The organism is Lewinella sp. IMCC34191 (genome assembly GCF_003390935.1).
In the GTDB taxonomy this organism is placed as follows: domain Bacteria; phylum Bacteroidota; class Bacteroidia; order Chitinophagales; family Saprospiraceae; genus Neolewinella.
This window is the reverse complement of record NZ_QNQZ01000004.1, coordinates 240,558-264,771: the sequence shown is the minus strand read 5'-3', so window position 1 is coordinate 264,771 and position 24,214 is coordinate 240,558. Positions and strand designations below refer to the sequence as shown.

Here is a 24,214-nt window from a genome sequence, read left to right as displayed (position 1 = left end):
GAAAAGTGTTTCGTACTTTTGCGCCTCAATTGTAACCCCCTTCCACTACAAAGAAGCTCAGACAAATGGCCAACATCGGTAAAGTCAAGCAGGTAATCGGTCCCGTAGTCGACGTTTCCTTCGCCGCCGAAGGTGCCTCGCTGCCCGCCATTCTCAACGCCCTTGAAATCAAGCGCTCCAACGGGGAGACCCTCGTACTCGAGGTGCAGCAACACCTCGGTGAAGACGGCGTCCGGACGATCGCCATGGACGCCACCGACGGACTCACCCGCGGTGTCGACGTAGTGGATACCGGCCTGCCGATCGCCATGCCCGTTGGCCCCGCCATCAAGGGACGCCTGTTCAACGTCGTCGGAGAACCGATCGACGGTATGGCTGCCGTACCCAAGGGAGCCGACGCCCGGCCCATCCACGCCGAGGCACCGATGTTCGAGAATCTCGCCACTGACCGCGAGCCCCTCTTCACCGGTATCAAGGTAATCGACCTCATCGAGCCCTATACCAAGGGCGGAAAGATCGGTCTCTTCGGAGGTGCCGGTGTAGGTAAGACGGTACTTATCCAGGAGCTGATCAACAACATCGCCAAAGGATACGACGGGATCTCGGTATTTGCCGGGGTAGGGGAGCGTACCCGCGAAGGAAATGACCTCCTGCGTGAAATGATCGAAGCCGGTATCATCCGGTACGGCGACGACTTCAAGCACGACATGGAGAAAGGAGGCTGGGACCTCAGCAAGGTCGATATGAAGGAACTGGAGCAATCCAAAGCCACCTTCGTTTTCGGTCAGATGAACGAGCCTCCCGGAGCCCGTGCCCGTGTGGCCCTCTCCGGACTGACCATCGCCGAGTACTACCGCGACGGTGACCTCAGTGATCCTACCGGCGGCCGCGATATCCTCTTCTTCGTTGACAACATCTTCCGCTTTACCCAGGCCGGTTCCGAAGTATCCGCGCTGCTTGGCCGGATGCCTTCAGCCGTAGGTTACCAGCCGACCCTGGCCACGGAGATGGGGCTGATGCAGGAGCGTATTACCTCCACCAAGCGCGGATCGATCACCTCCGTACAGGCCGTATACGTACCTGCGGATGACTTGACCGACCCCGCTCCCGCTACGACCTTCGCTCACCTTGACGCGACCACGGTACTCAACCGTAAGATTGCCTCGCAGGGTATCTACCCTGCGGTCGACCCGCTGGATAGCACCAGCCGTATCCTCGACCCGGCTATCATCGGCGACGAGCACTACAATACCGCCCAGCGCGTGATCAACATCCTGGCCCGCTACAACGAGCTTTTGGACATCATCGCGATCCTCGGTCTGGACGAACTCAGCGAAGAAGACAAGCTTGTCGTAAGCCGCGCCCGCCGGGTACAGCGCTTCCTGAGCCAACCCTTCCACGTTGCCGAGCAGTTCACCGGCCTCAAAGGCGTATTCGTCGACATCAAGGATACCATCAAGGGCTTCAACATGATCATCGACGGCGAAGTAGATAAGTACCCCGAAGATGCCTTCAACCTGGTCGGCACCATCGAGGACGCCATCGAAAAGGGTAAGAAGCAACTGGCTGCTAACGCAGCGTAGTTAGTACGGTAGTACAGTAGGTCACCGTACCGTAAACGGCCCCCGGTATAAGCCTACCGTACTACCGTACCCAAGCCTACCGTACTGTATACTGCCTACTGTACTACCGTACCCAAGCCTACCGTACTATACACAGCCTACCGTACTATGAAAATCTCCGTTCTAACTCCCGATCGTACCATCTTTACCGGCAACGTGAGCAAGGTTGCCCTGCCCGGGACGGACGGTAGCTTTCAGATCCTGGATAATCACGCCCCGTTGGTATCGAGCCTGTCGACCGGACGGGTGACGCTGGTAACCGCCGCCGGCGAGTATCGTTATTACGATGAGGACGCCAGTGGTATGAAAAAGGACGCAACCAGCAATCGCAGCCTCAGCTTCAGCATCGACCGCGGATTCGTGGAAGTGCTGAACAACGAGGTGAACCTGCTGGTACAGGGCGCTCGTAACCTCCACTAGACCTTCGAAGCCTTCGAGGCCATCCTGGCTTTCGACACGCCGTATTACTTGCCCGAAGATATCCTGACAGTTTGCTCAGCGTTTCCTTACCGTCAAATTAAATGAGTAGGCGGGTAATCCCGAGGGGCAGAAATCCCATTCGAGGTGAGCTGGCATGGATTGGTCTTGCGTCGATTTAGACGATTCAGCTCCCCAAACTAGGAGCCTTTAGGCCGCCGGTTTCACTGGCTTGTCCAGAAAGCGCAGCACGGCATCATTAAAACGCTGTACCTCTTCCAGATTACATAGGTGGCCACAACCTTCCAGCACGACCAGTTCCGCATGGTGGGCTTGTTTGCGTGCGAAGCGTTGGGCGGCTTCCAGGAACACGTGGTCCTGTCCTCCCATCACGATCAGGCTGGATGTCTTCAGCTTGCGCCGGTAGAACCGCTTGACGATGCTGAAGAAGTCGCGGTAAAGCCCCAGCCATTTGAGGAATTCGGTTGGGGTCAGCTTTTTGGACTGCAGCCGGTAGAGGCGGCGACTGGGCGCATGGTTTTCGCGCGGCAGGACGATCATGATGAACGTATCGTAGATCCACCGGAAAGGAACGAAGTAGCTCAGGAACTTCCCGCTGTGGGCAAACAGCCGGATCTTCCAATCGGCCTTGAATACACCCCCGGCCATGATCATCGACTCGATGAGTTCGGGGCGGCGGTCGTACAGGCGCTGGAGCACGATGCTGCCCAGGGAAAGGGAGAGAAAATGAGCCCGGGTGAGTCCGACGTGGTCGATGGTGCGCAGGACGTCATCCGTTACGATATCGAAATCGTAGGTGCTGTATTCCGGTTCCAGGTCCTTGCTGTAGCCATGATCGCGCATATCGATCAGCAGCAGGTTGAAAAAAGGCTTAAAGGCCTTCACCTGGTGCTTCCAGGTGATGGAGCTGCCTCCGGCACCGTGTATGAAGACCATCCAGTCGCAATGGTCGCCCTGGTGGTAAATGGTATGGTGTAGGATTCCGGAACTCAGCCCCTGCTGTTTCATAATAGGAAGAACGCCCCCCGTAGGTTAAGGGTTTGTAAGGGAAGGGGCAAAAGGTACGACCCGAATATTAAGCTTACATTAAATCGTTTTCCACAGCGTGTGGAATATGGGCCGCCGACTTAATTTTATCGTTATAAAGTCCTGCCATCCATTTAATTACCGCAGCGACTTGCTGAGTTGATACGTATACCGAAGTGACCTATCCACCTAACCTGATGAGCGACCGCCACCTCCAGCTGGCTATTTTCCATCTCAACGACATGTGCGTCGGGGTGCAGGAGGATATGGATGGCTATCTGCCAACCGCCTCCCTGGAAAAAATGCCGGGGGTGGAAGCCATTTTCGCCTGGCTACGACGCCGGGGTGTCCGAATCTGCCTCCTCAGTGACTTTAACCGGGCGGATACCATATTATTACTGGATCGCCTGCAGTGGTCGGTCGAGGAAGATGGTATCGTACAGGAAGTGATCACCGACCAGTTGTGTAAGGACAATCCGGTGCGGATGGCCCAGGAAAACGCCGGTCTCCAAAACCCCCGTTTTAGTTTTACAGCGGTGGATACTCCCCGCCTGCTGCACCTGGCCAGCCAGGCGCACGTTCATTTTAACGTAGCCGTTTGTAACGGTCGCCACGCCTATAACGAGCTGGCGGTGGCCCCCCACCACGCCATGCTGGACTCCCTTCTCCAGTTGCCGAACTTCCTGCTGGAGCATCTGCCTGAGGCGGAAGTCGGAAATCAGTTGCACGCCATGGCGGGTCGCCGGCTGCTGCCCAAGCTTCGTCTGCCGCGGCCGCTTTCCCGGCGATGAATCCTAACGCCATCTCATGCGTTACCTTTGCGCCCGTAAATCGCGACACGCATGAGTTTTTTCAAGAAGTTTTTTACCGCCGACAAGAAAGAGGATCTCGACAAGGGTCTCGAAAAGACCAAGGAAGGTTTCTTTAATAAGCTCGGTAGAGCGGTCGCCGGTAAGGACCGCGTCGACGAGGAAGTACTGGACGAACTGGAGAACGTGCTGATTTCCAGCGATGTCGGCCTGGATACGACCATCAAGATCATCCAGCGGATCGAGGCCCGCGTCGCCGAGGACCGTTACCTCAATACCAGTGAGCTGAATCATATCCTGCGCGACGAGATCGTCAACCTGCTCGCCGAGCAGAACAACGAGGACTTCGACGACTATGTCCTGCCCACTACGGAGCGCCCAGCCGTCATTCTGGTCGTTGGTGTCAACGGCGTAGGAAAGACGACTACCATCGGTAAGCTGGCCAACCAGTTTAAGCAGCAGGGACATAAGGTCGTACTGGGTGCCGCCGACACCTTCCGCGCCGCGGCCGTGGATCAGCTCGGGATCTGGGCCGATCGCGTCGGTTGCGAGTTCTACAGCAAGGGAATGAATACGGACCCGGCCGCCGTTGCCTACGAAACCGTGCAGTTCGCCAAAAAGAACGACTGCAGCGTGGCCATCATCGACACCGCCGGCCGCCTGCACACCAAGTTCAACCTGATGAAGGAGCTCTCCAAGATCAAGCGCTCCGTCACGAAAGCCATGCCCGGTGCTCCCCACCAGGTATTGCTCGTACTGGATGCCACCACCGGCCAGAACGCCATCGAACAGGCCAAAGCCTTTACCGCAGCAACGGAGGTCGATTCCCTGGCGCTCACCAAACTCGACGGTACGGCCAAGGGCGGCGTCGCCATCGGTATCACCGACCAGTTCCAGGTACCCATCCGGTACATCGGAGTAGGGGAGGGGATGGAGCACCTGCAAGTCTTCAACAAGCGGGCCTTCGTAAACAGCCTTTTCGGGGATGCCTTTTAGCGGGTGCCGCTTATCCGTACACTGCTTGAATAGTGTACCGTTGCGGCGGTGCGCAGGTAAAAACATGCCGGTGAATTGGGTAGGAATCGGAGCGAGTTACCTGGCTCCAGGCGACCCGGAAAACCTTCTACCTGCGGTCCCACGCAAAAAAATGATTCCAATTGCCTGACGGTTAGGTTTTCCGAAAAGAAAAGCTTACCTTTGTGCTCGCTTTTTCAGGAGGTAGGCCTCTGGTATTATAAAAAGCGTTCTTAAAGCAAAGAAAACGTATGCCTACAATTAATCAGTTAGTGCGGAAGGGCCGCAAGCAAATCAAGGAGTCGAGCAAATCGCGCGCCCTGGATGCCTGTCCGCAGAAGCGTGGCGTCTGTACCCGCGTATATACCACGACCCCCAAGAAGCCGAACTCCGCGCTTCGGAAGGTAGCCAAAGTGCGTCTGACCAACGGTATCGAGGTGATTGCCTATATCCCCGGTGAAGGACACAACCTCCAGGAACACAGCATCGTGCTGATCCGCGGCGGTCGTGTAAAGGACCTTCCCGGTGTACGCTACACCATCGTCCGGGGTGCCCTGGACACGGCTGGCGTCGCCAATCGGAAGCAGGCCCGCTCGAAGTACGGTGCCAAGCGTCCTAAGAAATAATCAATCAGTAAGACGGGCTGTCTCAGAATAGGCACCCACCGGTCGGAAACGGCCATCTGAAGTAAAGCAGTTATGCGTAAAAGAAAACCAAAACTCCGGATCGTAACTCCGGACCCCCGTTACGGCGATACCCTCGTCACCCAGTTTGTCAACAACCTGATGTACTCCGGTAAGAAGAGCACGGCCTTCGCCGTTTTCTACGACGCCATGGATATCATCAAGGAGCGCGTGGCCAACGAGGAGATCGACGAGTACGAAGTATGGAAGCGGGCAATCAACAATGCCATGCCTCAGGTAGAGGTCCGCAGCCGTCGTATCGGTGGTGCTACCTTCCAGATCCCGACCGAGATCCGCGGTAAGCGTAAGATGTCGATCGGAATGAAGTGGCTCGTTCGCTTTGCCCGTCAGCGCAGCGGTAAGGGTTTTGCCGAAAAGATGGCCGCCGAGCTGCTTGCTGCCAGCCGCAACGAAGGACTGGCCGTTAAGCGGAAGGAAGAAACCCACAAGATGGCCGAATCCAACCGTGCCTTTGCCCACTACGGTCGGTAAATTAGGCACCCCTTTCCCTATTTAAAATTAAAATATCATCCACGCCATGGCTACGGATCTCCATTACACCCGAAACATCGGTATAGCTGCCCACATTGACGCGGGCAAGACGACTACTACCGAACGTATTCTATACTACACCGGTATCTCGCACAAGATCGGTGAGGTGCACGATGGTGCGGCTACCATGGACTGGATGGAGCAGGAGCAGGAGCGTGGTATCACGATCACTTCGGCCGCTACTCACACCAACTGGAAGTGGAAGGACGAGAGCTACGTTTTCAACATTATAGATACTCCCGGTCACGTCGACTTTACCGTAGAGGTTAACCGGTCGCTCCGCGTACTGGATGGTCTGGTATTCCTGTTCTGCGCCGTTTCCGGTGTAGAGCCTCAGTCGGAAACCAACTGGCGCCTGGCTAATAACTATAAGGTTCCGCGTATCGGATTCGTCAATAAGATGGACCGTTCGGGTGCCGACTTCTTTGCCGTCGTTAAGGACGTCGAGGAGAAGCTTGGTTCCAAGGCCATTCCCCTGCAGGTACCCATCGGTTCTGAAGAGCGCTTTAGAGGCGTCGTGGATCTGGTGACCATGCAGGCTATCGTCTGGAACGAGGATGATATGGGTATGACCTTCGAGGTCATCGATATGCCCAGCGACCTGGAGGACACCGTTTCCGAGTGGCGCGAGAAGCTGCTTGAAGCGGTGGCCGAATACGACGAGAGCCTGCTGGAGAAATACTTCGAGGATCCCGAGAGCATCAGCGTGGAAGAAGTACGCAAGGCCGTGCGTGACGCCGTCACCGACGCTGCCTTCGTACCCATGATGTGTGGCTCCGCCTTTAAGAACAAGGGAGTTCAGGCCGTGCTTGACGCGGTTTGTGCCTACCTGCCCAGCCCACTCGACGTACCTCCGATCAAAGGTACCGATCCCGATGACGAGGAAAAGATCCTCATCCGGAAGGCCTCCGTGGACGAGCCCTTTGCCGCACTCGCCTTCAAAATCGCTACCGATCCGTTTGTGGGTCGTCTGGCTTTCATGCGGGTGTACTCAGGACGCCTGGAGGCTGGTTCCTACGTGAAAAATACCCGTAGTGACAGTAAGGAGCGTATTTCCCGCCTTTATCAGATGCACGCCAATAAGCAGGAGAGCATCTCTAAGGTAGAAGCCGGTGATATCGCCGCTGCCGTAGGGTTCAAGGACATCCGTACCGGTGACACGCTGTGTGACGCCGACCACCCTATCGTTCTGGAATCCATGGTCTTCCCCGATCCCGTGATCGGAGTAGCCGTGGAGCCCAAGACGCAGAAGGATATCGATAAGCTCGGTATGGCCCTTGCTAAACTGGCCGAGGAGGATCCTACCTTCCAGGTCAAGTACGACGAGGATACCAACCAAACCGTCATCAGCGGTATGGGTGAGCTGCACCTCGAGATCATCGTGGACCGCCTGAAGCGTGAGTTTAAGGTAGAGGCCAACGTAGGTGCTCCCCAGGTGAACTACAAGGAAGCACTCTTCAACACGGTGACCCACCGCGAGCGCCTCAAGAAGCAGTCGGGTGGTTCGGGTCTGTTTGCCGATATGAGCTTCGACCTCGGCCCGGCCGACGAGGAGTTCCTGGAAAGCGAGGACTTCAAGAGCGGTAAGGAAACCCTTCAGTTCGTTTGGGACATTGTTGGTGGTTCGATCGATAAGAACTACCAAAAGCCCATTCGGGACGGATTTAAGTCCATGATGAAGAACGGCATTCTCGCCGGGTACAATATCGACAGCATGAAGGTGCGCGTGTTCGACGGTGCTATGCACACGGTCGACTCGAAGCCTATCGCTTTCGAACTCTGTGCCAAGGAGGGCTTCCGGGAAGCCGCCAAGCAGGCCCAGCCCAAGCTGCTCGAACCGATCATGGAAGTGGTCATCATCACGCCGGAGGAATATACCGGTAACGTGATCGGTGACCTCAACCGCCGCCGAGGTCTTCCGAAAGGACAGAACCCGGTAACGGGAGGAGCCGTGAAGATCACCGCCGACGTACCGCTGAGCGAGATGTTTGGCTACGTAACCGACCTACGGACCATCACCTCCGGTCGCGCTAACTCCAGCATGACCTTCCATCACTACGCCGAAGCTCCGCAGGGTGTAGCGAAGGAGATCATCGAGAAAGCCCGCGGAGAGGCCTAAATTTGTCAATCCCCGGGGAGAATGCTCCCCGGTTTTTGCGGGGAGCTATCCCCCATATCTTGAAATATATAAACTGGCATGAATCAGAAAATTCGCATTAAGCTGCGGTCCTACGATCATAACCTGGTAGACAAGTCCACCGAGAAGATTGTAAAGACTGTAAAGAACAGTGGGGCCATTGTAACTGGTCCGATTCCGCTGCCCACCGAGAAAGATATTTACACCGTTCTGCGCTCGCCGCACGTAAATAAGAAATCCCGGGAGCAGTTTCAGTTGCGCACCCACAAGCGCCTGATCGAGATCTATACCCCCAACCAGAAAACGGTGGACGCACTCGCTAAACTCGAGTTGCCCAGCGGGGTAGACATTCAGGTAAAGCTGACCTAGGCAATCATTGCTTGCCGCCTACGGGCGGTTGACGTAACCTTTTAACTAACTGCTCTCACCATTTCGGTCGGGAGCTTACCGCCCGCTCTCCGCGGAGAAGGCGGATAAATTAAGACCAATGAACGGTATAATTGGTAAGAAAGTCGGGATGACATCCATCTTCGACGATGCAGGCCGCAACGTGGCCTGTACGGTCATCGAGGCCGGCCCATGCGTGGTCACGCAGGTCAAGACTGACGATACGGATCAGTACAACGCCCTGCAGCTGGCTTACGGAGATAAAAAAGAGAAGGCGACCACCAAGCAACTGGCCGGTCACTTCAAAGCCGCTAGCACGGGACCCAAAAGCGACGTTATCGAGTTTCGCGATATGAAACTCGAGAAGGCGCTGGGCGATACCATCACCGTCGACGAAGTATTCGTTGAAGGCGATACGGTGGCCGCCGTAGGGACCAGTAAGGGTAAAGGCTTCCAGGGTGTCGTTAAGCGGCACAACTTCAAAGGTGTCAACGACGCTACTCACGGTCAGCACAACCGGCAGCGCGCTCCGGGTTCGATCGGTGCCGCTAGTTACCCCGCGCGGGTATTCAAGGGCATGCGGATGGCCGGTCGTGACGGCGGAGGCCGGGTGACCATCAAGAATCTCAAGGTTCTGAAGGTATTTCCCGAGCGTAATCTGATCCTGGTGAAGGGCGCTGTCCCCGGACCGAAGGGTGGAACCGTAATTCTTCACAAATAAGGCACCCCGCCTCTAAAACGAAATAGAAATGAAACTACAAGTTCATAGCGCTGCGGGTGCCGGCACGGGCCGCGAGATAGATCTCCCCGAGCACATCTTCGGAATCGAACCCAACGAGCACGCCGTTTACCTCGCCGTAAAGGCCTACCTCGCCGCTCAGCGCCAGGGTACGCACAAGGCCAAGGAACGTGGTGAGATCGCCGGTTCCACTAAGAAACTTCACCGTCAGAAAGGTACCGGTGGATCCCGTAAGGGCGACATCAAGAACCCGCTCTTCCGGAGTGGTGGTCGCGTCTTCGGACCCCGCCCCCGCACCTACGGCATCAAGCTGAACAAGCGGGTTAAAATGACCGCCCGCGCTTCCGCACTGTCTGTCAAGGCAGCCAGCGGTAGCATCAAGCTGGTAGAAAACCTGCAGTTCGACGCGCCGAAAACCAAGGACTTCGTAAACTTCCTCTCTTCGATGGAAGCTAACCAAGGAAAGGTACTCCTGATCACCGCGGAGCACGACCAGAACGTTTACCGCAGCGGTCGCAACCTACCTAACAGCAGCGTCGTCAGTGCTGACTCGGTCAATACCTACGAACTGATGCGCGCCGGTACCATCCTCATTGCCGAGGGTGCAATTGATAAACTGAAGGAGCAGTTCGCGACCTTCGAAACCTCCACGACCAATGGCTAAGAATATCCTCATCAAGTCGGTAGTTTCGGAGAAAGCCGAGCTACTCAGCGAAAATCAGGGACAGTACACCTTCGTGGTGAACAGTTCCGCCAACAAGATCCAGGTACGGAATGCCATCGAGAGCCGCTACGGAGTGACCGTAGACAGCGTCAACACGATCAACATGCCGTCCAAGAGCAAGAACAGATCGACCAAGTCCGGCATCATCCGCGGTCGGGTTTCCGGCTTCAAAAAAGCCATTGTGACCCTGATCGAGGGAGATACCATCGACTTGTATAACGAGTATTAATTCAACACCGGCAGGTGGGGAGCAGCGGACCAGGGTCGATCTGGGTATCCGTCTTTATGCTCCGAGATCTGCCGGGCAACAAGTGCAATAATGCCAATTAAAAAGTTTAAGCCCGTATCCGCCGGATCCCGCTTTCACGTAGGTAACAAGTTTACCGAACTGACGGGAGACAAGCCGGAAAAGAGCCTGCTGGCCCCCGTCAAGCGTACCGGCGGTCGTAACCGTACCGGTAAGATGACCGTGCGTCAGCGTGGTGGCGGACACAAGCGTCGCTACCGTATCGTTGACTTCCGTCGTGAAAAAGACGGTATCCGCGCCGAGGTAAAGACCATCGAGTACGATCCCAACCGTACCGCCTTCATCGCGCTGGTAGAATACACCGACGGAGAGAAGCGCTACATCATTGCCCCGCAGGGACTAACCGTCGGCGATACCATCGTCAGCGGTCCCGATGCTACGCCGGATACCGGTAATTGCATGCTGCTGGGTGACGTGCCCCTGGGTTCGCAGATCCACAACATCGAGCTTCAGCCCGGTAAGGGTGCTGCTCTGGCGCGTTCCGCCGGAACCAACGGTACCTTGATGGGTAAGGAAGGCCGCTTCGTTTCTGTGAAGCTGCCCAGTGGCGAAGTTCGCCGGATCCTTAAGACCTGCAAAGCGGTCATCGGAGCCACCTCCAACCCCGACCACGCCCTGACCGTAGCCGGTAAGGCCGGTCGTAACCGCTGGCTCGGTCGTCGTCCCCGCGTTCGCGGTGTAGCCATGAACCCGGTCGATCACCCCATGGGTGGTGGCGAAGGTCGTGCATCGGGCGGTCACCCCCGCTCACGTACGGGTATTATGGCTAAAGGCCAGAAGACGCGTAACGTCAATAAGGCAAGCAACAAAATGATCATCAGCCGTCGCAAGACCAAGAACAAGAAATAAGTTATGGCACGTTCGCTTAAAAAAGGACCCTACGTATTCCACAAGCTTTACGACAAGATCGTAAAGTCGCAGGAAGGCGGCCGTAAGGGCATGATCAAGACTTGGTCTCGCGCCTCGATGATCGTTCCCGACATGGTCGGACTAACCATCGCGGTCCATAACGGTAAAACACACGTTCCCGTCTACGTCACGGAAAACATGGTCGGTCACAAGCTCGGTGAGTTTGCGCCTACCCGTTCTTTCCGCGGCCACGGTGGTAAAAAGAAATAGTACGGTAGTACTTAGTACGGTAGTACGGTAGCCCTGCGCTTCCGCCTACCGTACTACCGAACTACAGTACTACCGTACTTATAACTGAGTGAAGGAAGAGTAAGGTCTCGCCCTCGCCGGGTCCGCTTTACTAACCCGTTCCCTCGTAATTTATCCAATTAATGGAAGCAACAGCAAGTTTAAATAGCATTCCGATGTCGGTCCGCAAGATGCGGCTCGTCGTCGACCTGATCCGCAGAAAGCGTGTCGGGGAAGCTCTGGGTATTCTGGAGTACAGCAAGCAGGAAGCCGCCATCTGGCTCCGCAAAAATCTCCTGTCGGCCATCGCCAACTGGGAATACAAAACCGACGGACTGGAAAGCGCCGACGAATACGACCTCGTGGTCAGCGAAATCTTCGCCGACGCGGGAGCGCAGATCAAGCGATTCCGTCCGGCACCTCACGGTCGTGCCCACCGCATCCGCAAGCATAGCTGCCATATCACCATCAAGGTGAGCAACAACCTGCCCCTTCCATCGGAAAAGGTAGGCGAAACCGAACCAGAAACCGTCGAAGAATAAATATCATGGGTCAGAAGACAAATCCAATAGGTAACCGTCTTGGTTACATTCGCGGCTGGGACAGCAACTGGTTCGCCGATAAGGACTACGCGGCTAACGTCATCGAAGACGAAAAGCTCCGTACCTACCTCGAAACGCGTATCAATAAAGGCGGCATCGCCCGCATCATCATCGAGCGTACCCTCAAGCGGGTAACCCTCACGATTCACACCTCGCGCCCCGGTATCATTATCGGTAAGGGAGGGAAGGAGATCGACCAGATCCGGGAAGAGCTTCGCCGCCTCACGGATAAGGATATCCAGATCAATATCATCGAAATCCGCAAGCCGGAACTCGATGCCAACATCGTCGCTGAATCGATCGCCAATCAGATCGAAGCACGTATCAACTACCGCCGCGCCATCAAGACGAGCATTGCCTCGACCATGCGCGCCGGTGCGGAGGGCATCAAGATCCGGATCGCCGGTCGTCTGAACGGTTCGGACATGAGCCGCAACGAGGAGTACAAGGAAGGGCGTACCCCCTTGCACACTTTCCGTGCGGATATCGACTACGCCAATAAGGAAGCCCATACGGTTTACGGCCGCATTGGCATCAAGGTGTGGCTTTGTAAGGGCGAGGTACTCGGTAAACGGGACCTGAACCCCAACGCCGGTCTGACGACCAAAGGAGACGAACGCCGCGGAGGTCGTGGCGGACGTAGTGGCGGCGGCGGCGGAGGCCGCGGTGGACGCCGCTAGGCACACCCCGTACCACGTACCCCCAGCGTACCATACACCCCGTAACCCGTTCAACGGGCTACCCGACTTAACCGCCTTAGGCGAGAACAACCGACCGGAAACCATCAAGCCAAGCTTTGCGCTGGTTTCCATCCCGAAAAGCAGGGTAGTAGCTGGTCACCGACCGCTTCTACCTTGCTTTATTTTGCTCGGAAGAAATCGAGCGTAATGCTTTTCATTGTCCGGGAAAAAGTGTACCTTTGCCCCGCTCTAAGAGAGCCCTCTTCAAATTTAGTACCATGCTACAGCCGAAAAGAACAAAATACCGCAAGCAGCAGAAAGGCCGTAATACGGGCCTCGCCGGCCGTGGTAATTTGGTTTCCTTCGGAACCTTCGGGCTTAAGAGCCTGGATTCCGGACGGATCACCAACCGACAAATTGAAGCCGCCCGTATCGCTATGACGCGCCATATGAAACGGGAAGGTAAGGTTTGGATCCGCATTTTCCCCGACAAGCCCATCACCAGCAAGCCACTCGAGGTACGTATGGGTAAGGGTAAAGGTGCCCTGGACCACTGGGTCGCTCAGGTTCAACCCGGTCGCGTCCTCTTCGAACTCGACGGGGTAACCCGCGAAGTGGCTGAAGAGTCGCTGCGTCTGGCCGCTCAGAAGCTGCCCGTGCTGACCAAGATCATCACCCGGGTCGATTACCAGGGGTAGATCGCATAAACCATTAAATAGTATCCGCTTGGGGGCCGCGCGCTTCCGGGCAGTAGAATAAAAAAACCGATGGCGAGTAATAAGACATTAGAGCTGCGGGATGCCTCCGAGGCCGATCTTCGGGATCAGCTGAACGAGAGCGTGACCAGTCTTGAAAAAATGACATTCGACCACACCGTAAACGGCATCGAGAATCCGCTGCAACTGCGCACGGTTCGCCGTGATGTTGCCCGGATTAAGACCGAGCTGCGTCGCCGGGAGATCGAGGCCATGACGCCCGAGCAACTGGAAAAACGGGATAACATTCGTCGCCGCCGTAAAAAGTAATTGACAAGATGAGTAACGAGGAAAACAACACCCCGCAAGATCAGCAAGCCACGGTGGCGTCTCGCAACGAGCGCAAAACCCGTGATGGCGTGGTCGTCAGCAACAAGATGGACAAGACGATTGCCGTAGCAATCGAGCGTCGCCTGCAGCACCCCATCTACGGTAAGTACGTAAAGAAAACGAAGAAGCTCATCGCTCACGATGAGAGCAACGAATGCCAGATTGGTGACCTCGTCCGCATCATGGAATGCCGGCCCCTGAGTCGCCGCAAACGCTGGCGCCTGATCTCCGTACTGGAGAAGGCCAAGTAATCCAATCGCCAACGGCATTAAAAGAAATTTGTCATGATCCAACAGGAATCACGTTTACGCGTAGCGGATAACAGCGGAGCCCGGGAAGTGCTCTGTATCCGGGTGCTCGGAGGCTCAAAGCGCCGTTATGCGACCATCGGCGACCAAATCGTCGTCAGTGTCAAAGACGCTTCCCCCGGCGGAAACGTCAAGAAGGGGTCCGTCAGTCGCGCCGTAGTTGTACGCACCAAAAAAGAAGTCCGCCGCAAGGACGGTTCTTACATCCGTTTCGACGACAACGCCGTCGTACTGCTGAATGCAGCTGAGGAGCCCCGCGGAACCCGCATCTTCGGCCCCGTTGCCCGCGAGCTTCGGGAGCGCAACTATATGAAGATCGTTTCCCTGGCCCCCGAGGTACTGTAACCCTTAACTACCCGCTCACCGAGCACGCAAAATATATAGCCATGGCTAACAAAACGTATAAAGACAAGCAGAAGCGGCACCAGCCCAAACTGAAGATCAAGAAGGGTGACCGGGTGGTGGTAATCAGCGGTGCCTACAAGGATCGCACCACGGCTCGTGAGGTCCTGGAGGTCTTCCCCGACGACAACCGCGCCCTCGTAGACGGCGTGAATATTCGCAAGAAGCACCAGAAGCCCACCGAAGATTCCGCCGGCGGCATCGTCGATAAAGCCAGCCCTATCCATATCAGCAACCTGATGTTGGTTGATCCTTCCGTAGAAGAAGTAACGCCGACCCGTGTAGGTCGGAAGCGGGACGACAACGGAAAACTCCAGCGCTACGGGAAGCGTAACGATAATATCATAGCATAATGAGCTACACGCCAAGATTAAAGAAAAAATACGACGACGAAGTCCGTAGTAAGCTCCAGGAGCAGTTTAACTACAGCTCACCCATGGAGGTGCCCCGTCTGGTCAAGATCGCGATCAACCAGGGTGTCGGTAAGGGTACGCAGGATCGTAAGCTCGTAGAGAACGCCGTAAAGGAAATGTCGCTTGTTGCCGGTCAACAGGCCGTTACCACCAAGGCCAAGAAATCAGTCTCTAACTTCAAGCTGCGTGACGGTATGGCCATCGGTGCCAAGGTTACGCTGCGCCGGGAGAAAATGTATGATTTCCTCGACCGTCTGATTTCCACCGCTCTTCCACGCGTCCGTGACTTCCGCGGCATCAGCGACAAAAGCTTCGACGGGCGTGGCAATTACACCATGGGTGTTGCCGAGCAGATCATCTTCCCTGAGATCAGCCTCGATGATGTCCCCAACATCACCGGTTACGATATCACTTTCGTAACGACGGCGAAGACGGATGCCGAAGCACTCGCCCTGTTGCGCGAACTCGGCCTTCCCTTTAAGAACCAGAATAACAATAACTAATGGCTCGTAAATCACTAATCGCCCGCGAACGCAAGCGGGAGCGCATGGTTGCCAAGTACGCTGAGAAGCGTGCCGCGTTGAAGGCCGCCGGAGAGTGGGAAGAGCTGGATAAGCTGCCCCGCAACTCCAATCCGATCCGCCTGCACAACCGTTGCGGACTTACCGGTCGCCCCAAAGGCTACATGCGTAAGTTTGGCCTGTGTCGCGTCAAGTTCCGGGAAATGGCCCTCGATGGCAAGATCCCCGGCGTTCGCAAGGCCAGCTGGTAAGCTACCGGCAGGATTCTAACAACTAATTCTAACAGTTCCGGAAGTTCTATGAAGAAAACCACGGAGCGCAATTTTATACCATGGCAGTCACCGATCCCATCGCCGACTATTTGACCCGTATCCGCAACGCACAGATTGCCGGACACCGGGTAGTTACCATTCCCGCTTCCCGCACGAAGAAGCGGCTCACCGAGATTCTCTACGACCAGGGTTTTATCCTGAAGTATAAGTTCGACGATGAGGCTGGTAAGGGTAAGCAGGGAACTATCTCGATCGCGCTTAAGTACGAGCGGGAAACCAAGAAGCCCGTCATCCGCAAGCTGATCCGCGTTTCTAAGCCCGGTCTTCGTCAGTACGCAAAGGCCGACAGCATGCCCCGCGTAATTAACGGTCTCGGCATCGCGATCGTCTCTACCAGTAAGGGACTCATGACCGGTCGTCGGGCCACGGAAGAAAACGTCGGCGGAGAAGTTCTCGCCTTCGTATATTAATCTAACAGTCCACCTCTGCAGGGGAAGCTTGCTTTCCCGTAAGACCAATTTTATATTATGTCCAGAATAGGAAAAAATCCGGTTGATCTGCCCCAGGGCGTCACGGTCACCGTTAGCAAGGGCAACCTGGTTACGGTAAAAGGCCCCAAAGGCGAATTGACCCAGCAGGTCGATCCCGACATGGGAATCGAAATCAACGATTCCGAAGTCCAGGTGACCCGTCCCTCCGACAGTAAGCGTCATCGCTCCTTCCACGGTCTTTACCGTTCGCTCATCTCCAACATGGTGAAGGGCGTGACGGATGGCTACGAGCTCACGCTGGAAGTCATCGGTGTAGGTTACCGTGCCGAAAACAAGGGAAACCTGCTCATCCTGACGCTTGGTTACTCTCACCCGATCTACTTCATGGTACCCCAGGAAGTCGGTATTGAGACCGTAAGCGCGAAGGGTAAGAACCCGATCATTAAGCTGTCCAGCACCGACAAGCAACTTGTCGGTCAGGTAGCCGCCAAGATTCGCTCGCTGCGTAAGCCCGAGCCTTACAAAGGAAAAGGTATCCGCTTTGAAGGAGAAGAGATTCGCCGCAAAGCAGGTAAGACCGCCGCTAAGAAGTAAAAGATAATAGCAATGCAACTTACAAAACTCAAGCGGCGCAAGCGGATCCACAGCCGCGTTCGGAAGAAGATCCAGGGAACGGCCGAAAAGCCGCGTCTCAACGTATACCGTTCCAACCGCTATATCTACGCCCAGCTCATTGACGACGTTAGCGGCAAGACGCTCGCCAGCGCCAGCAGCTTCGAAGCCAGCGTGGCCAACGACGGTAATAAGTCGGACCAGGCTAAAGAAGTCGGAAAACTGATCGCCGAGCGCGCCAAGGCAGCCGGAATCGACGGAGTACTCTTCGATCGTGGCGGTTATTTGTATCACGGTCGGGTGAAGTCACTCGCAGAAGGCGCCCGTGAGGGAGGCCTCAACCTTTAAATCTAGCTACAATGGCTGACAATAGAAATAACAGTGGCGGCGGCGGACGAGGCCGGCGTGATAACAATCGCGGACGGAACAACCGCGGCGACCAGCACGAATCCGACCTGAAGGAAAAGATGGTAGCCCTTAACCGGGTCTCCAAAGTAACCAAGGGTGGCCGTACCTTCACTTTCGCCGCTATCGTAGTGGTTGGTGACGGTAAAGGCAAAGTCGGACACGGTACCGGTAAGTCGAAGGATATCTCCGAGGCTATTCAGAAGGCAACGGACGTTGCTCGCAAGAGCATGATCAAGGTTCCTCTGTACAAGGGTACCATTCCCCACGAACAGCTGGGTAAGTACGGTGCCGGCAAGGTGTTACTGAAGCCCGCCAGCGAGGGTACCGGTGTAATTGCCGGTGGTGCCATGCGCTCCGTTCTCGATATTTGCGGTGTACACAACGTACTGGCCAAGTCTCAGGGATCCTCCAACCCCCACAACGTAATCAAGGCTACCATCGATGCCCTGAAGAAGCTGCGTAGCCCGCAGACCATCGCCAAGCAGCGTGGTATCTCCATGGAGAAGCTCTTCGAAGGCTAAACGCAAATACCATTTACCATGGCTAAGATCAAAATCACCCAAGTAAAGAGCGTAATCGACCGGCCCAAAAGCCAGAAGGATACGATCAAGGCACTTGGTATCAAAAAAATGCACCAAACCGTAGAGCGGGAGGATACTCCGGTGATCCGCGGAATGGTTAATAAGGTCGCCCACCTGGTGACCGTAGAATAAAACGACGGACCCCCGGGTCTGACGCATAACAAATATTCCAATGGAACTCAATAATCTAAAGCCCGCTGAGGGATCGACGAAGTCCGGTAAGCGGATCGCCCGTGGACAAGGTTCCGGTCGGGGTGGCACCTCCACCCGCGGCCACAAGGGTGCAAAATCCCGCAGTGGTTACAAAAGCAAGCGTAACTTTGAAGGCGGTCAGATGCCTTTGCAAATGCGCTTACCGAAACGCGGCTTTAACAGCCCGAATCGGGTAGAGTACGTAGCTTTGAACCTGGAAAAGCTACAGGCCCTGAGTGAAAAGCACGGCCTGAGCGAAATTACCCCGGTTACCCTCTACGATCTCGGTGTGGTTAAGAAATCGGACCGCATCAAATTGCTGGGCAACGGTGAGGTGAGCAGCGCGCTTACGGTCACCGCTCACGCAGCAAGCGCTTCCGCCAAGGAAGCTATTGAGAAAGCAGGCGGTACCCTTACCATCGCCTAAAACTACCCTGCCATGAGGTTCTTCGAGAATATTAAAAACATCTGGTCGATTGAGGAGCTGCGTAACCGCATCCTCTTCACCCTCGCCCTTATGGCTGTGTACCGTCTGGGATCGTTCATCGTACTGCCGGGTGTTGACATCGCGACCCTGCAGGCCAACCTGGCCAACGGGGGCGATGCCAACGACCTCCTGGGCCTGATCAATCTGTTCACGGGAGGCGCTTTCAACAACGCTTCCATCATGGCGCTGGGTATTATGCCGTACATCACGGCTAGTATTATCGTGCAGTTGCTCGGTTTCGCCGTTCCCTATTTTCAGAAACTGCAGAAGACCGAGGGGGAATCCGGACGGAAGAAGCTTACCCAGATCACCCGTGCCCTCACGGTCGCGATCACACTCGTGCAGGGTGCCGGCTACCTGACCTACATACGCTCGCAGGGCGGAGTCAGTCCAGCCGTATCCGAGAGTGTTTTCTGGATCTCTGGCATCATCATCCTTTCTACCGGTACCATCTTCGCGATGTGGCTGGGAGAACGGATCACCGATCGCGGTATTGGGAATGGTGTCTCTTTGCTGATTACGGTTGGCATCATCGTGGGACTTCCCGCCGCCCTGGGCTTCGAGCTTCAGTCCCGCCTCCAGGCAGGTGCACTGCTGATCTTCGTCCTCGAGATGTTTGGCTTCTTCCTGGTCACCATGGCTACCGTCATGATTGTTACCGGTATTCGGAAGATCCCCATTCAATTCGCAAAGCGCATGGTTGGTCGTGGTCAGGGAGCCGCTCCCTCTACCACGGCTCGGGACTATATCCCCCTTAAGGTGAATGCTTCCGGCGTTATGCCGATCATCTTTGCTCAGGCGCTGATGTTCGTTCCCGCCAGCCTCGCCGGCTTTGGTGGTACGGAGGCCGAAACCAGCTGGCTCGCACTCCAGTTCAACGACTTCACCTCTCCGGTCTACAACATCGTTTACTTCGTTCTCGTCGTTGCTTTCACTTACGTGTACACTGCGCTGGTGGTTAATCCGAGCCAGTATACGGAGTACCTGAAGCGCCAGAACGCCTTTATCCCCGGTGTTCGTGGCGGTACCGAAACGGAAGAATACATTGACTCCATCACGAGTCGCATCACACTGCCCGGATCTATTCTGCTTGGCATCATTGCGATCCTGCCCGCCTTCGTGGCCGGAATGGGCGTCAACCAGCAGTTTGCCATCTTCTTTGGTGGTACCTCCCTCATCATTATGGTAGGCGTGGTACTGGATACGCTCCAGCAAATTGATACTTATCTGCTCATGCGCAAGTATGATGGCCTGTCTAAGGAGGGTCGCTTGCAGGGCCGGGGAACCGGTAGCCGGATGCAGCAGATCGGTGCCGACTTCTAGTCTATAAATATCGAACCTTCGAAATGGAGCGGATGCCTGTTGCAGGCATCCGCTCTTTTTTTGGGAACTTTTCCCTGCCGGTGAAGCATTTCTCACCGTGAAATCCCCCCGTCCGTGAGTGCTCGCCAATTCTGGTCCTTAATTAAGTCCGCCGTTCGGGGCGATGCGCACGACTTTACGGGTGGTAGTATCCGCAAGGCAATCATGTTGCTTGCCATACCCATGATGCTGGAGATGGCCATGGAAAGCGTATTTGCCTTGGTCGATACCTTCTTTGTTGGCCGCATCGGCGTGGAGGCCCTAACTACGGTGGGACTCACCGAGGTCATGATGACCCTGATCTATAGTCTGGGCGTCGGGCTAAGTGTAGCTCCCATGGCGCTTATAGCCCGCTTCATCGGAGAGAAAGATCTGGCAATGGCCAGCAGGGCCGCCGGGCAGTCGATCGTGCTCACCGTACTTCTTAGTCTGGTTGTCGCGATTCCCGCCTTCGTCTACGCCGCCGATTTACTGGCGCTTATGGGGGCCGGACCCGGCGTCATCGAGGAAGGTATCGGGTACACCCGCATCCTGTTTGCCGGTAATGGCATCATCATGCTGTTGTTCTTACTTAATGGAGTACTGCGGGGGGCCGGTGAAGCCGCCTCTGCGATGCGCGTGCTCTGGATTGCTAATAGCATCAATATCGTCCTGGATCCGCTGTTCATCTTCGGATTGGGGCCAATTCCGGGCTTCGGCGTAGAGGGCGCGGCCATCGCTACCACCATCGGGCGGGCTACCGGCGTGGGCTATCAGCTTTACATCCTGCTCACCGGACGGTCGGTTGTTCGGCTTACCCGGGCGGATTGGCGCTTCGACCCCAAGATGCAACTGCGTATCCTGCGAATTGCAGCGAACGGTGCCTTCCAGTACGTCATCGGTTCGGCTAGCTGGATTTTCCTGGCCCGTATCGTGGCCAGCTTCGGCGCGGCAGCCGTAGCGGGCTATACCGTTTCTATACGGCTGATCCTATTCACCCTGCTTCCGGCGTGGGGCCTAAGCAATGCGGCAGCCACCTTCGTCGGGCAGAACCTGGGCGCCAAGCGTGCCGATCGGGCCGAGCGGGGCGTATGGTGGACACTCGGTATCACGAGCGCTTACTTATTCGTCCTGTCCTTCGGCTATTACTTTCTCGCGAATCCGTTGGTGGAAGCCTTCACCCAGGATCCGGCGGCGGTAGATTACGGAGTTGAAGCCCTGAAGATCTTTGCCATCGGTTATGTGATGTTCGGTCTTGGATTGATCCCGGTGCAAGCCTTCAACGGAGCAGGGGATACGGCGACGCCGACGCTCCTGAACTTCGTTTGCTTCTGGCTGATTGAAATTCCGCTTAGCTATTACCTCGCGGTCACCATGGGCTACGCCGTAGAGGGGGTAATCTGGGCCGTCGTGATCGCGGAAGTCATTTTGGCGATCGTCGCCCTCTGGCTTTTCCGTCGGGGAAAATGGAAACTGAAGGAGATTTAATCCGGACGTTTCGTGCATAACATGACCCCGGATGCCCAGTCCAATTGGCAAACGTCCAGGTCCGCCCGCGTGAGCAAGGTTTCCGTCAGTTTCCTGGCTTTCGCTTCGTGGCCTTCCGGCCAATTCTTTTGCGGCAGCATATCATCGATAATATAGATGGCGGCGGAGCGCAGGATAGAAAGCGTTTCCTCAAGATGGGTGTATTTGCCGGCCCATGTATCGGCGAAGACTAGATCGAATCCGGGACCTGCGTAGTTTTCAATCCATTCTCCTCCGTCGGCGCAGATCACCTCAACCCGATCATCGTCAGGAAAGAGCCCGGAAGCAAAATCGAAGTAGCGCTTATCGTTGTCGACGGATACGATGGTTGCCGCGGGGTCCATCCCGCTTACCATCCAGGCTAGCGATAGTCCCATCCCCGTCCCGAGTTCCAGGATGCTTCCCCCTGGCTTCGAGCGGACCAGGGTGCGTAATAGCTTGCCTACCCGGTCATCCGAAGGCATCGTGAAATCAAGGGCTTTCTGCGCTTCCCTGATTTTGGCTATTTGTGAAGGTGACTGCGAAGTTTGTGGCATCCATTTTTTGGTTTGACCATAAGTAGCAGGAATTCCTTTACAGTTCGCGGGCAATTGATTCAGTAATTCCGACTTCCAGACCGGGTAAGGCCTACCGCTTACCTTTGTCGTGAATACAGTCGGTTACCGATCCCAAATGGAGCACACGGTCATTATTGGTGGGGGAGCCGCCGGTTTTTTTGCGGCCATCAGCCTGGCTCAGCGTCAGTCGGGCGGGCAGATAACGATCCTGGAACGCGGACGGTCCGTGCTGGAGAAGGTACGCATCAGCGGCGGCGGGCGGTGTAACGTTACCCATGCCTGTTTTGACCCCCGGGAGTTGGTGAAGTACTATCCGCGTGGCGGTCGTGAATTATTGGGCCCCTTTCACAAATTTGCCTGCGGGGACACGATGGGTTGGTTTGCCGACCGCGGGGTCCCGCTGAAGATCGAGGAGGATGGCCGGGTTTTTCCCGAGTCGGACAGTTCCCAGACCATCATCGATTGCCTGTGGCGGGAGGCGAAGCAGGGAGGGGTGAAGGTGGTTACGGGTGCCCGGGTATCCGATCTGCTTTTACCTGCGCCCCGCCGCCCGAATTGGCTTGTCAAAATGGGAGACCAGCATTTGGAAGCCGATCGCGTGGTGGTCACCACCGGGAGTAATACCGGGGTTTGGCAAATCTTGCGCCGATTGGGGCATCGGCTGGTCGATCCGGTTCCTTCGCTGTTTGCGTTTAACATCCCGAATAAGTCTTTGCGTGCGCTCTCCGGGGTGAGTTTGCCCTGGGTTCAACTGGAAATCGAAGGGGAAAAACTACAGGCGGACGGTCCGTTGCTGATAACGCACAAGGGGCTCAGTGGTCCGGCGGTTTTGCGCCTGAGTGCCTGGGGCGCACGCAACCTGCACCCCCTGGCCTATAATTTCACCCTGATCGTAAATTGGCTGGCCCGTCGTCCGGAAGATGTACGGGATGACCTGGTCGAGGCGCGGCAGTCCCGAAGCCGTCAACAGATCGGCACCCGTCCCCCGGTGGATTTGCCGCAGCGACTCTGGCAAATGTTGGTCACTCAGGCGGGCGTATCGCTGGAGGGGCAGTGGGCGCAATTATCCAACGGCCAGCTTGCGAAATTGGTGGAGGCGCTTACCGGTAGCCGCTATCCGGTAAGTGGGAAGGCTACCAATAAAGACGAGTTTACCACGGCTGGCGGGCTTGCGCTGGACGAGCTTGATTTTCGCAACTTCCAGTCTAAGCTTCATCCGGGGCTGTACTTAGCCGGGGAAGTACTGGATATTGACGCCATTACGGGTGGCTTCAACTTTCAGGCGGCGTGGACGGGAGGTTACCTGATCGGTCAGTCCGGGTGAGGTACCTGGCCGAATTGTAAGACAAGCGCCAACGTTGCGAACTCGACACCCGTCTAGCCAAGGGAAAACACTGATGATGTCCCGTCGACTTGCCGCCCTCCTCCTTGCGTTACCCCTTGCCTCCTGTGAAAAAGAAGACGTCTTGCTTCAGGATCCGCCCATGACGGTGTCCATGGAGGTACGGTCCACCGTGTCCGGCGACGATTACACTGCGTCGATCCGGGAACAGGAGGTCACCCCGCTTTTTGATACCTGGAACCCTAGCGGGGAGCGATGGAATCGGAAGGCGGATGGCTCGGTGGAGTTACGGAAACAGCTCACCTGTACCATCGAAAAGCCCGGCGGACGGCAAACCGAGTTTCAGCTGAGCCTGATCAGTGAAGAGGCCTCGTCCGACCTATTGAACTTATCGGAGGCTACCTCCGAATTTACGGGAAAGGACTGGGCATACATCGACCCCCGTCACGAAGAAGAGCGATTTTACCGATCACTAACCCACAGATCATTTTGGATCAATAACCTTATGGTGCATTCGAACAGTGGCCAGGAGTATACGATGCGGGTAAGGTCCGTGCGCCCGGCCATCCTGGCCGGAGACACGGTTAGTTACGTTACCATTGAATTTTCGGGTGAATTACGGGGCGCTTACGATCCGCAGGGCGACTTCGGGACTTTTGTCGTCGAAGAGGGATCCTTTCGCGGGGTGATCGAGTAATGAACGCTGCCGGTTTTGATAGCTGACCCACTGGCGGTAAACCACTTGCCGGTTCAATGCCGCTTAACCAGGGCTAACCATTGACCGATCGGGAGGCGACAAGCTCCGCATCTGCGGAAGC

34 protein-coding genes are annotated in these 24,214 nt (G+C 56.0%); 32 read left to right on the top strand and 2 right to left on the bottom strand.

All coding sequences use genetic code 11. The features are described 5' to 3' along the window. Positions 1-65 precede the first annotated feature (65 nt). Positions 66-1,583 (top strand): F0F1 ATP synthase subunit beta, encoded by a 1,518-nt coding sequence (gene atpD / locus DRW39_RS10380; RefSeq protein ID WP_116106963.1) that lies wholly within the window; start codon positions 66-68, stop codon positions 1,581-1,583. 147 nt (positions 1,584-1,730) lie between these two features. Further along, positions 1,731-2,042: a F0F1 ATP synthase subunit epsilon gene (locus DRW39_RS10375; RefSeq protein ID WP_116106962.1), complete on the top strand. Its 312-nt coding sequence runs from the start codon at positions 1,731-1,733 to the stop codon at positions 2,040-2,042. Positions 2,043-2,249: 207 nt separating this feature from the next. Here DRW39_RS10375 and DRW39_RS10370 read toward each other — a convergent pair whose 3' ends face one another. Next, a complete protein-coding gene (locus DRW39_RS10370) occupies positions 2,250-3,068 on the bottom strand; it encodes an alpha/beta fold hydrolase (RefSeq protein WP_116106961.1) in 819 nt (272 codons plus the stop codon). 194 nt (positions 3,069-3,262) lie between these two features. Here DRW39_RS10370 and DRW39_RS10365 point away from each other — a divergent pair, with 194 nt between their 5' ends. From DRW39_RS10365 to DRW39_RS10230, 28 genes are all read left to right on the top strand, one after another. Further along, a complete protein-coding gene (locus DRW39_RS10365; protein ID WP_157976041.1) occupies positions 3,263-3,877 on the top strand; it encodes an HAD family hydrolase in 615 nt (204 codons plus the stop codon). A 51-nt stretch (positions 3,878-3,928) separates the two neighbouring features. Continuing rightward, complete coding sequence (gene ftsY / locus DRW39_RS10360; RefSeq protein WP_116106959.1) at positions 3,929-4,891, top strand: signal recognition particle-docking protein FtsY; 963 nt, start codon at positions 3,929-3,931, stop codon at positions 4,889-4,891. A gap of 269 nt (positions 4,892-5,160) precedes the next feature. Continuing rightward, positions 5,161-5,535, top strand: a complete 375-nt coding sequence (rpsL, locus tag DRW39_RS10355) for a 30S ribosomal protein S12 (RefSeq protein ID WP_104419864.1) — start codon at positions 5,161-5,163, stop codon at positions 5,533-5,535. A 72-nt stretch (positions 5,536-5,607) separates the two neighbouring features. After that, positions 5,608-6,084, top strand: a complete 477-nt coding sequence (gene rpsG / locus DRW39_RS10350) for a 30S ribosomal protein S7 (RefSeq protein ID WP_116106958.1) — start codon at positions 5,608-5,610, stop codon at positions 6,082-6,084. 46 nt (positions 6,085-6,130) lie between these two features. Next, positions 6,131-8,263, top strand: coding sequence for an elongation factor G (gene fusA / locus DRW39_RS10345; RefSeq protein ID WP_116106957.1), 2,133 nt, complete (start codon positions 6,131-6,133; stop codon positions 8,261-8,263). 78 nt (positions 8,264-8,341) lie between these two features. Continuing rightward, positions 8,342-8,650: a 30S ribosomal protein S10 gene (gene rpsJ / locus DRW39_RS10340; RefSeq protein WP_099106033.1), complete on the top strand. Its 309-nt coding sequence runs from the start codon at positions 8,342-8,344 to the stop codon at positions 8,648-8,650. 118 nt (positions 8,651-8,768) lie between these two features. After that, positions 8,769-9,389 (top strand): 50S ribosomal protein L3, encoded by a 621-nt coding sequence (gene rplC, locus DRW39_RS10335; RefSeq protein WP_116106956.1) that lies wholly within the window; start codon positions 8,769-8,771, stop codon positions 9,387-9,389. 28 nt (positions 9,390-9,417) lie between these two features. Then, positions 9,418-10,071, top strand: a complete 654-nt coding sequence (gene rplD, locus DRW39_RS10330; protein ID WP_116106955.1) for a 50S ribosomal protein L4 — start codon at positions 9,418-9,420, stop codon at positions 10,069-10,071. Beyond that, positions 10,064-10,360 carry a 50S ribosomal protein L23 gene (gene rplW, locus DRW39_RS10325; protein ID WP_116106954.1) on the top strand — a complete coding sequence of 99 codons (297 nt, stop codon included), beginning with the start codon at positions 10,064-10,066 and terminating at the stop codon, positions 10,358-10,360. The genes rplD and rplW overlap by 8 nt, the downstream gene beginning before the upstream one ends. A 90-nt stretch (positions 10,361-10,450) precedes the next feature. Then, positions 10,451-11,287 (top strand): 50S ribosomal protein L2, encoded by an 837-nt coding sequence (rplB, locus tag DRW39_RS10320; protein WP_116106953.1) that lies wholly within the window; start codon positions 10,451-10,453, stop codon positions 11,285-11,287. A gap of 3 nt (positions 11,288-11,290) precedes the next feature. Continuing rightward, positions 11,291-11,557, top strand: a complete 267-nt coding sequence (gene rpsS, locus DRW39_RS10315) for a 30S ribosomal protein S19 (RefSeq protein ID WP_099106028.1) — start codon at positions 11,291-11,293, stop codon at positions 11,555-11,557. A gap of 161 nt (positions 11,558-11,718) precedes the next feature. Further along, a complete protein-coding gene (gene rplV / locus DRW39_RS10310) occupies positions 11,719-12,117 on the top strand; it encodes a 50S ribosomal protein L22 (RefSeq protein ID WP_116106952.1) in 399 nt (132 codons plus the stop codon). 5 nt (positions 12,118-12,122) lie between these two features. Beyond that, positions 12,123-12,857, top strand: a complete 735-nt coding sequence (gene rpsC / locus DRW39_RS10305) for a 30S ribosomal protein S3 (RefSeq protein ID WP_116106951.1) — start codon at positions 12,123-12,125, stop codon at positions 12,855-12,857. Positions 12,858-13,135: 278 nt separating this feature from the next. Beyond that, on the top strand, positions 13,136-13,555 hold the full coding sequence (gene rplP, locus DRW39_RS10300) for a 50S ribosomal protein L16 (protein WP_116106950.1): 420 nt from the start codon (positions 13,136-13,138) through the stop codon (positions 13,553-13,555). Between the two features lie 69 nt (positions 13,556-13,624). Beyond that, complete coding sequence (gene rpmC / locus DRW39_RS10295) at positions 13,625-13,882, top strand: 50S ribosomal protein L29 (protein WP_116106949.1); 258 nt, start codon at positions 13,625-13,627, stop codon at positions 13,880-13,882. 8 nt (positions 13,883-13,890) lie between these two features. After that, positions 13,891-14,193: a 30S ribosomal protein S17 gene (gene rpsQ, locus DRW39_RS10290; RefSeq protein WP_116106948.1), complete on the top strand. Its 303-nt coding sequence runs from the start codon at positions 13,891-13,893 to the stop codon at positions 14,191-14,193. 33 nt (positions 14,194-14,226) lie between these two features. Next, on the top strand, positions 14,227-14,595 hold the full coding sequence (gene rplN / locus DRW39_RS10285) for a 50S ribosomal protein L14 (protein ID WP_104419876.1): 369 nt from the start codon (positions 14,227-14,229) through the stop codon (positions 14,593-14,595). Positions 14,596-14,636: 41 nt separating this feature from the next. Beyond that, a complete protein-coding gene (gene rplX, locus DRW39_RS10280; protein ID WP_116106947.1) occupies positions 14,637-15,005 on the top strand; it encodes a 50S ribosomal protein L24 in 369 nt (122 codons plus the stop codon). After that, the gene (rplE, locus tag DRW39_RS10275) at positions 15,005-15,568 is read left to right on the top strand and encodes a 50S ribosomal protein L5 (RefSeq protein WP_116106946.1); all 564 of its coding nucleotides are present in this window, start codon (positions 15,005-15,007) and stop codon (positions 15,566-15,568) included. The genes rplX and rplE overlap by 1 nt, the downstream gene beginning before the upstream one ends. Beyond that, the gene (gene rpsN / locus DRW39_RS10270) at positions 15,568-15,837 is read left to right on the top strand and encodes a 30S ribosomal protein S14 (RefSeq protein ID WP_099106019.1); all 270 of its coding nucleotides are present in this window, start codon (positions 15,568-15,570) and stop codon (positions 15,835-15,837) included. The genes rplE and rpsN overlap by 1 nt, the downstream gene beginning before the upstream one ends. 80 nt (positions 15,838-15,917) lie before the next feature. Continuing rightward, positions 15,918-16,328, top strand: coding sequence for a 30S ribosomal protein S8 (rpsH, locus tag DRW39_RS10265; protein ID WP_116106945.1), 411 nt, complete (start codon positions 15,918-15,920; stop codon positions 16,326-16,328). A gap of 57 nt (positions 16,329-16,385) precedes the next feature. Continuing rightward, the gene (gene rplF / locus DRW39_RS10260; RefSeq protein WP_116106944.1) at positions 16,386-16,943 is read left to right on the top strand and encodes a 50S ribosomal protein L6; all 558 of its coding nucleotides are present in this window, start codon (positions 16,386-16,388) and stop codon (positions 16,941-16,943) included. A 12-nt stretch (positions 16,944-16,955) separates the two neighbouring features. Then, the gene (rplR, locus tag DRW39_RS10255; protein ID WP_116106943.1) at positions 16,956-17,309 is read left to right on the top strand and encodes a 50S ribosomal protein L18; all 354 of its coding nucleotides are present in this window, start codon (positions 16,956-16,958) and stop codon (positions 17,307-17,309) included. An 11-nt stretch (positions 17,310-17,320) separates the two neighbouring features. Next, positions 17,321-17,890 carry a 30S ribosomal protein S5 gene (gene rpsE / locus DRW39_RS10250; RefSeq protein ID WP_116106942.1) on the top strand — a complete coding sequence of 190 codons (570 nt, stop codon included), beginning with the start codon at positions 17,321-17,323 and terminating at the stop codon, positions 17,888-17,890. Positions 17,891-17,908: 18 nt separating this feature from the next. Further along, entirely contained in the window at positions 17,909-18,082 is a 174-nt protein-coding gene (rpmD, locus tag DRW39_RS10245; RefSeq protein WP_116106941.1) for a 50S ribosomal protein L30, read from the top strand. Positions 18,083-18,122: 40 nt separating this feature from the next. Continuing rightward, a complete protein-coding gene (gene rplO / locus DRW39_RS10240; protein WP_116106940.1) occupies positions 18,123-18,569 on the top strand; it encodes a 50S ribosomal protein L15 in 447 nt (148 codons plus the stop codon). 12 nt (positions 18,570-18,581) lie between these two features. Continuing rightward, positions 18,582-19,952: a preprotein translocase subunit SecY gene (gene secY / locus DRW39_RS10235; RefSeq protein ID WP_116106939.1), complete on the top strand. Its 1,371-nt coding sequence runs from the start codon at positions 18,582-18,584 to the stop codon at positions 19,950-19,952. A 114-nt stretch (positions 19,953-20,066) separates the two neighbouring features. Further along, positions 20,067-21,458 (top strand): MATE family efflux transporter, encoded by a 1,392-nt coding sequence (locus DRW39_RS10230; protein WP_232830119.1) that lies wholly within the window; start codon positions 20,067-20,069, stop codon positions 21,456-21,458. Here DRW39_RS10230 and DRW39_RS10225 read toward each other — a convergent pair. Next, a complete protein-coding gene (locus DRW39_RS10225) occupies positions 21,455-22,033 on the bottom strand; it encodes an O-methyltransferase (protein WP_116106937.1) in 579 nt (192 codons plus the stop codon). The genes DRW39_RS10230 and DRW39_RS10225 overlap by 4 nt on opposite strands. Positions 22,034-22,169: 136 nt before the next feature. Between DRW39_RS10225 and DRW39_RS10220 the strand changes: the two genes are divergently transcribed. Both DRW39_RS10220 and DRW39_RS10215 read left to right on the top strand, forming a co-directional pair. Further along, on the top strand, positions 22,170-23,378 hold the full coding sequence (locus DRW39_RS10220) for an NAD(P)/FAD-dependent oxidoreductase (RefSeq protein ID WP_116106936.1): 1,209 nt from the start codon (positions 22,170-22,172) through the stop codon (positions 23,376-23,378). Between the two features lie 76 nt (positions 23,379-23,454). Then, on the top strand, positions 23,455-24,093 hold the full coding sequence (locus tag DRW39_RS10215; protein WP_157976040.1) for a hypothetical protein: 639 nt from the start codon (positions 23,455-23,457) through the stop codon (positions 24,091-24,093). The last annotated feature ends 121 nt before the right edge of the window (positions 24,094-24,214 follow it).

What these genes read in the sequence shown, in the direction of transcription:
- rpsC (WP_116106951.1), top strand. Translation starts at nt 12,123, where the DNA reads ATGGGTCAGAAGACAAATCCAATAGGTAACCGTCTTGGTTACATTCGC.
- atpD (WP_116106963.1), top strand. Translation starts at nt 66, where the DNA reads ATGGCCAACATCGGTAAAGTCAAGCAGGTAATCGGTCCCGTAGTCGAC.
- rpsJ (WP_099106033.1), top strand. Translation starts at nt 8,342, where the DNA reads ATGAATCAGAAAATTCGCATTAAGCTGCGGTCCTACGATCATAACCTG.
- rpsH (WP_116106945.1), top strand. Translation starts at nt 15,918, where the DNA reads ATGGCAGTCACCGATCCCATCGCCGACTATTTGACCCGTATCCGCAAC.
- rpmC (WP_116106949.1), top strand. Translation starts at nt 13,625, where the DNA reads ATGGCGAGTAATAAGACATTAGAGCTGCGGGATGCCTCCGAGGCCGAT.
- rplX (WP_116106947.1), top strand. Translation starts at nt 14,637, where the DNA reads ATGGCTAACAAAACGTATAAAGACAAGCAGAAGCGGCACCAGCCCAAA.
- rpsG (WP_116106958.1), top strand. Translation starts at nt 5,608, where the DNA reads ATGCGTAAAAGAAAACCAAAACTCCGGATCGTAACTCCGGACCCCCGT.
- secY (WP_116106939.1), top strand. Translation starts at nt 18,582, where the DNA reads ATGAGGTTCTTCGAGAATATTAAAAACATCTGGTCGATTGAGGAGCTG.
- fusA (WP_116106957.1), top strand. Translation starts at nt 6,131, where the DNA reads ATGGCTACGGATCTCCATTACACCCGAAACATCGGTATAGCTGCCCAC.
- ftsY (WP_116106959.1), top strand. Translation starts at nt 3,929, where the DNA reads ATGAGTTTTTTCAAGAAGTTTTTTACCGCCGACAAGAAAGAGGATCTC.
- rplC (WP_116106956.1), top strand. Translation starts at nt 8,769, where the DNA reads ATGAACGGTATAATTGGTAAGAAAGTCGGGATGACATCCATCTTCGAC.
- rplF (WP_116106944.1), top strand. Translation starts at nt 16,386, where the DNA reads ATGTCCAGAATAGGAAAAAATCCGGTTGATCTGCCCCAGGGCGTCACG.
- rpsN (WP_099106019.1), top strand. Translation starts at nt 15,568, where the DNA reads ATGGCTCGTAAATCACTAATCGCCCGCGAACGCAAGCGGGAGCGCATG.
- rplE (WP_116106946.1), top strand. Translation starts at nt 15,005, where the DNA reads ATGAGCTACACGCCAAGATTAAAGAAAAAATACGACGACGAAGTCCGT.
- DRW39_RS10375 (WP_116106962.1), top strand. Translation starts at nt 1,731, where the DNA reads ATGAAAATCTCCGTTCTAACTCCCGATCGTACCATCTTTACCGGCAAC.
- rpsS (WP_099106028.1), top strand. Translation starts at nt 11,291, where the DNA reads ATGGCACGTTCGCTTAAAAAAGGACCCTACGTATTCCACAAGCTTTAC.
- rpsL (WP_104419864.1), top strand. Translation starts at nt 5,161, where the DNA reads ATGCCTACAATTAATCAGTTAGTGCGGAAGGGCCGCAAGCAAATCAAG.
- rpsE (WP_116106942.1), top strand. Translation starts at nt 17,321, where the DNA reads ATGGCTGACAATAGAAATAACAGTGGCGGCGGCGGACGAGGCCGGCGT.
- rplV (WP_116106952.1), top strand. Translation starts at nt 11,719, where the DNA reads ATGGAAGCAACAGCAAGTTTAAATAGCATTCCGATGTCGGTCCGCAAG.
- DRW39_RS10220 (WP_116106936.1), top strand. Translation starts at nt 22,170, where the DNA reads ATGGAGCACACGGTCATTATTGGTGGGGGAGCCGCCGGTTTTTTTGCG.
- DRW39_RS10225 (WP_116106937.1), bottom strand. Translation starts at nt 22,033, where the DNA reads ATGCCACAAACTTCGCAGTCACCTTCACAAATAGCCAAAATCAGGGAA.
- rpmD (WP_116106941.1), top strand. Translation starts at nt 17,909, where the DNA reads ATGGCTAAGATCAAAATCACCCAAGTAAAGAGCGTAATCGACCGGCCC.
- rplR (WP_116106943.1), top strand. Translation starts at nt 16,956, where the DNA reads ATGCAACTTACAAAACTCAAGCGGCGCAAGCGGATCCACAGCCGCGTT.
- DRW39_RS10370 (WP_116106961.1), bottom strand. Translation starts at nt 3,068, where the DNA reads ATGAAACAGCAGGGGCTGAGTTCCGGAATCCTACACCATACCATTTAC.
- rplO (WP_116106940.1), top strand. Translation starts at nt 18,123, where the DNA reads ATGGAACTCAATAATCTAAAGCCCGCTGAGGGATCGACGAAGTCCGGT.
- rplB (WP_116106953.1), top strand. Translation starts at nt 10,451, where the DNA reads ATGCCAATTAAAAAGTTTAAGCCCGTATCCGCCGGATCCCGCTTTCAC.
- rplW (WP_116106954.1), top strand. Translation starts at nt 10,064, where the DNA reads ATGGCTAAGAATATCCTCATCAAGTCGGTAGTTTCGGAGAAAGCCGAG.
- rplP (WP_116106950.1), top strand. Translation starts at nt 13,136, where the DNA reads ATGCTACAGCCGAAAAGAACAAAATACCGCAAGCAGCAGAAAGGCCGT.
- DRW39_RS10215 (WP_157976040.1), top strand. Translation starts at nt 23,455, where the DNA reads ATGTCCCGTCGACTTGCCGCCCTCCTCCTTGCGTTACCCCTTGCCTCC.
- rplN (WP_104419876.1), top strand. Translation starts at nt 14,227, where the DNA reads ATGATCCAACAGGAATCACGTTTACGCGTAGCGGATAACAGCGGAGCC.
- rplD (WP_116106955.1), top strand. Translation starts at nt 9,418, where the DNA reads ATGAAACTACAAGTTCATAGCGCTGCGGGTGCCGGCACGGGCCGCGAG.
- rpsQ (WP_116106948.1), top strand. Translation starts at nt 13,891, where the DNA reads ATGAGTAACGAGGAAAACAACACCCCGCAAGATCAGCAAGCCACGGTG.